Source organism: Methylobacterium sp. WL19 (genome assembly GCF_008040005.1).
Lineage (GTDB): Bacteria > Pseudomonadota > Alphaproteobacteria > Rhizobiales > Beijerinckiaceae > Methylobacterium > Methylobacterium bullatum.
Window position 1 is genome coordinate 1 of sequence record NZ_VRVC01000253.1, and the last position, 1,690, is coordinate 1,690.

2 protein-coding genes are annotated in these 1,690 nt (G+C 68.7%); one reads left to right on the plus strand and one right to left on the minus strand.

The window, feature by feature from the left end; all coding sequences use genetic code 11:
• Window positions 1-1,247 (plus strand): outer membrane beta-barrel protein (locus FV220_RS24845; protein ID WP_147833569.1); only part of this gene is annotated, 1,247 nt, incomplete at its 5' end.
• Between the two features lie 54 nt (window positions 1,248-1,301).
• On the opposite strand, the gene FV220_RS24850 is transcribed toward FV220_RS24845, so the two are convergent.
• On the minus strand, window positions 1,302-1,690 hold a 389-nt coding region (locus tag FV220_RS24850), incomplete at its 5' end, for an AprI/Inh family metalloprotease inhibitor (protein ID WP_187273534.1).

Consider the following 1,690-nt stretch of genomic DNA (forward strand, 5'->3'; position numbering starts at 1 on the left):
CGCCCGCTCCGCCCCCGGCGCCGTCCCTGACCCTGTTGCCATTGGCCGGAATCGGCACGCCAGGCGCCTTCCTCGGCGCCGCCCTGCGCAGGCCGCTGGTGGTGGACGAGGCCTATGCCCCCCTCGGCATCAAGCTCGGGACCTTCACGTTCCTGCCGGTGTTCCAGCAGAGCGTCGGCTACGACACCAATCCGGACCAGATCACCGCCAACCGCGCCAAGGGGTCGCTCGCCCTGCGCACCGAGGGCGAGCTCGCCTTCCGCAGCGACTGGTCCTCGCATGAACTCGCGGGCGAACTCCGCGGCGGCTATCTCGACTTTCCCGACAACCAGGCCGCCAGCCGGCCCAATGGCGCTGGCACGGTTCGCCTGCGCCTCGACGCCAACCGCAGCACCACCGTCGACGTAGAGACCCGCTTCCTCGTCGAGACACAGCGGCCGGGCTCGCCGGACATCAACGCCACGCTGTCGAACCGCCCGATCGTGGCGAGCTACGGCACGACGATCGGCGTCACCGAGACGTTCAACCGGCTGCAGGTCTCCCTGCGCGGCCTCATCGACCGGTCGGAGTTCGAGAGCGCGACGCTGTCGAACGGGGCGATCCTGAACCAGAGCGACCGCAACCTGAACCAGTACGGGTTGAGACTGCGCGCCTCCTACGAGATCTCGCCCGTCATCTCGCCCTTCGTCGATGTCCTGGCCGATACCCGCGTCTACGACCTGCGCACCGATTCCAACGGGATCCGCCGGAATTCCGACGGCATCACGGTCACGGGCGGCGCCCGCGTGGCGCTCACCCGCTTCGTCAGCGGCGAGGTCTCGGCGGGTCTCCAGCACCGGACCTATGTCGATCCAGGCCTGAAGGACCTCACCGCCCCGATCGTCAACGCAGCCCTGATCTGGACGGCGAGCCCGCTCACCACCGTGCGGCTCAACGCGGCCACCGGCATCATCGAGACCGCCGTTGCGGGATCGAGCGGCGTTCTGACCAAGGCGGTGACGCTGGAGGTGCAGCACGACCTCCTGCGCAACCTGTCGATCACCCTGGGCGGCGGCTACCTCGCCAGCGACTACGACCGGGTCAACATCACCGAGCGCGGCTTCTCCGCCACCGCCCGGCTCGACTACCGCTTCAACCGCTGGCTCTCCATGCGCGGCAGTTACATCTACCAGCAGATCGACAGCAGCTCCGCCGGGTCGAGCTTCAGCGCCAATACCTGGCTGCTGGGGCTGCGGGTTACGCCCTGAAACTCAGCCCTGACAAGACTTTATGCGGGCTTTCTCATGCAATGACGTAAGTCCTTACCTAGCCAGGGCGAGCGAGGCGCCGGACTTGGAGAGCGCTCCGTCCAACGCACCCCCACCCTGGCGCAGGCGGGCCGTCACGGTCCCGCCGGGCTGGTAGAGATAGACCTCGCCGTCGCGGTAATCCCAGGCGGTGACCTTCGCCAGATCCTTGTTGGCACAGCCGGAGGCGTTCGCCTTGTAGAGGTCGAGGGCGGGGGCGCTCGACAGGGAGACCTTGCAGGTCGCGCCCGTGGCGTCCTTGGCATTCCAGCTTCCCACCACCGAGGAGCGTCCGCTCGACACGATCGGCGGGGCCGGCGGCGGCACGTAGACCGGTTCGGCGACGACCGGGGCCGGCGCCAGAGCCACGTCCGCACCCACCGGAGGCGGAGCGTCGACAGGGG